This window comes from Streptomyces sp. P5F9, from assembly GCF_057961495.1.
The window spans coordinates 1-2,560 of sequence record NZ_JBXVPZ010000777.1 but is presented as its reverse complement, the minus strand read 5'-3'; the positions used below and the strand labels follow the sequence as shown (position 1 = coordinate 2,560).

The following is a 2,560-nucleotide window of genomic DNA, read 5'->3' as shown; positions in this document are numbered from 1 at the left end:
GATCACGTCACTCAGCGTGGCCGCGCGTGCTCACCGTGAACAGTGACATGGCCGTTGCGTACGGTGACTGTCCAGGCGTTGTCCGGTCGTGTCCAGGCTGTCGGGACCGGTCGCGCGGGTAGGGGCGTCGCGGCACGGTCGTACGGATCAGGAGGGGTGCGGGATGTTGGTGGAACCGGGCGAGGGACAGCTCAACGGCGAGGCGGATGAACCGGGTTGGGAGGTGGACCCGGACGACGAGTGGGGGTTGGCGGTCCTTGCGACGGTGGGGCGGCAGTTGAAGCTGCGGCGCGAGGCGGTGGGGATGCGTGTCGCGGACTTTGCGGTGGCGGCGGGGTACAGCGAGGACTTGGTCTACAAGATTGAGGGCGGGAAGCGGATTCCCCGGCCCGAGTATCTGGACAAGTCCGAGGAGGTGCTAAGGGCGGACGGGCTGATCTCGGCGATGAAGGAGGACACCGCCAAGGTCCGGTACCCCAAGAAGGTTCGGGCGCTGGCGAAGCTGGAGTCCCAGGCGATCGAGATCGGCATCTACGAGTGCAACATCATCGCCGGGCTGCTGCAGACGCCGGAGCACGCGCGGACCGTGATTGAGGCCAGGCAGCCGCCGTACTCACCAGACGACTTGGAGCGGATGGTTGCCGCCCGTCTGGCCCGGCAGGCGGTCTTCGAACGAGACCCGGCTCCGTCGATCCACTTCGTGCTGGAAGAGGCACCGCTCCACCGAGAAGTTGGGGGCACAATGGTGTGGCGACGGCAGCTCGAACGTCTGTTGGAGGTGGGGCGGTTGCGTAACGTCACGCTTCAGGTAATGCCGACGAACACCGAGGCGCATCCGGGCTTGGACGGCAGGATCGAGTTGCTGAAGTTCCGGGACGGGACGGCGGTGGGGCGTGCCGACGGCGAGTTCAACGGGCGACCGACCACTGACCCAAAACAGCTTCGCATCATCGAGCTGCAATATGGCACCATCCGGGCGCAGGCTCTCCCGCCCCGGGAGTCGCTGGCCTTCATTGAACAACTGCTGGGAGAGACATGACCCGCAATACCCCCACCAGGGACGCCTCCGAACTGGCGTGGTTCAAGAGCAGCTACAGCGGCGGCACCAACGGCGAGTCCTGCGTCGAGATCGCCACTGTCCCCGGCGTGGTCCACGTCCGCGACTCCAAGACCGTCGAGGGCCCCCGCTTCACCCTCACCCCGACCGCGTGGGCGGACTTCGTGACGTACGCGTCCAAGCCCTGACCCCCACCCCCACACCCACCTCACGAAAATGTGACACTCCGCACCCGAAGTGTCACATTCGCGGAAACAGGTACCTGCCCCGCGGGCGACCGGTCACAGCTCCTGGTTCTTCACCGCGCCGAAGGGGTGGGTGATCGCGAGCGCCGACTTCGCCCAGCACCCGGTGCCGCCCGGACCCGGACCCTGGACGACGGTCGCGCGCCGGTCCGGTCGAGCGGGCTGAGAAGTCGCCAGGCCTCTCCCCGGCGTGACCGCTCCCCTCCGCGCGGTACCTTCATCGCGACGTCGATGAGGAGAGTGAACGTACGTGAGTAAGTTCGTGCGGCCCGCTGCCGAGGGTGCCGACCCGTTCGGGACCGCCCGTCTGCGGCGTGGGGTGCTCGACGCCTGGGCGACCAGCCCGGCCCGGTTCCGGGAGGACGCCAACGCCGAGGAGGACCTCGTCCTCGGCGGATACCGGGACCGGCTGGTCGTCGAGCTCGCTCAGAACGCCGCCGACGCCGCCGCCCGCGCCGGTGTGGCCGGACGGCTCCGGCTCACCCTCCGCGACGGTGTGCTCTGCGCCGCCAACACCGGCGCCCCGCTGGACGCCGCCGGTGTCGAATCCCTCTCCACCCTCCGCGCCTCCGCGAAACGCGATGCCGGTGACAGTGCCGTCGGACGGTTCGGCGTCGGGTTCGCCGCCGTCGTCGCCGTCACCGACGAACCCGCCGTCGTCGGGCGGCACGGCGGCGTCCGCTGGTCCCTCGCCGAGGCCCGCACCCTCGCCGACGACACCGCCCGCCACAGCCCCGGCCTCGGCACCGAGATCCGCCGCCGCGACGGCCACATCCCGCTGCTGCGCCTCCCGTTCGCCGCCGAGGGCACCGCCCCCGACTCCTACGACACGGTCGTCATCCTCCCCCTGCGCGACACCGCCGCCGAGGACCTGGCCGAGCGCCTCCTCGGCGCCGTGGACGACGCGCTTCTCCTCGCCCTGCCGGGGCTGACCGAAGTCGTGGTCGAGGTGGGGGACCAGGCACCCCGCACCCTCACCCGCCGCACCGACCGCGCCGACACCGTCGTGGACGACAGCAGGGACGGAACCACCCGCTGGCGTACGGCCGCCGCGCACGGGGAACTCGCCAAGGAACTCCTCGCCGACCGGCCCGTCGAGGAGCGGCTGCGCCCCTACTGGTCCGTGACCTGGGCCGTGCCCGTCGACGAGGACGGCACTCCGGCCCGGCCCCGCACCAGCCCCGTCGTGCACGCACCCACTCCCAGTGACGAACCCCTGGGCGTACCCGCCCTGTTGATCGCTTCCCTCCCCCTCGAC

Annotated in this window: 3 protein-coding genes; all 3 read left to right on the top strand. The window is 70.4% G+C overall.

The features are described from left to right. Positions 1-163: 163 nt before the first annotated feature. Positions 164-1,039: a helix-turn-helix domain-containing protein gene (locus AC31A1_RS49895; protein ID WP_489659677.1), complete on the top strand. Its 876-nt coding sequence runs from the start codon at positions 164-166 to the stop codon at positions 1,037-1,039. Next, positions 1,036-1,245, top strand: coding sequence for a DUF397 domain-containing protein (locus AC31A1_RS49890; protein WP_489659676.1), 210 nt, complete (start codon positions 1,036-1,038; stop codon positions 1,243-1,245). The genes AC31A1_RS49895 and AC31A1_RS49890 overlap by 4 nt, the downstream gene beginning before the upstream one ends. A 307-nt stretch (positions 1,246-1,552) precedes the next feature. Continuing rightward, the coding region (locus tag AC31A1_RS49885; protein ID WP_489659675.1) for a sacsin N-terminal ATP-binding-like domain-containing protein at positions 1,553-2,560 on the top strand (1,008 nt) is incomplete at its 3' end.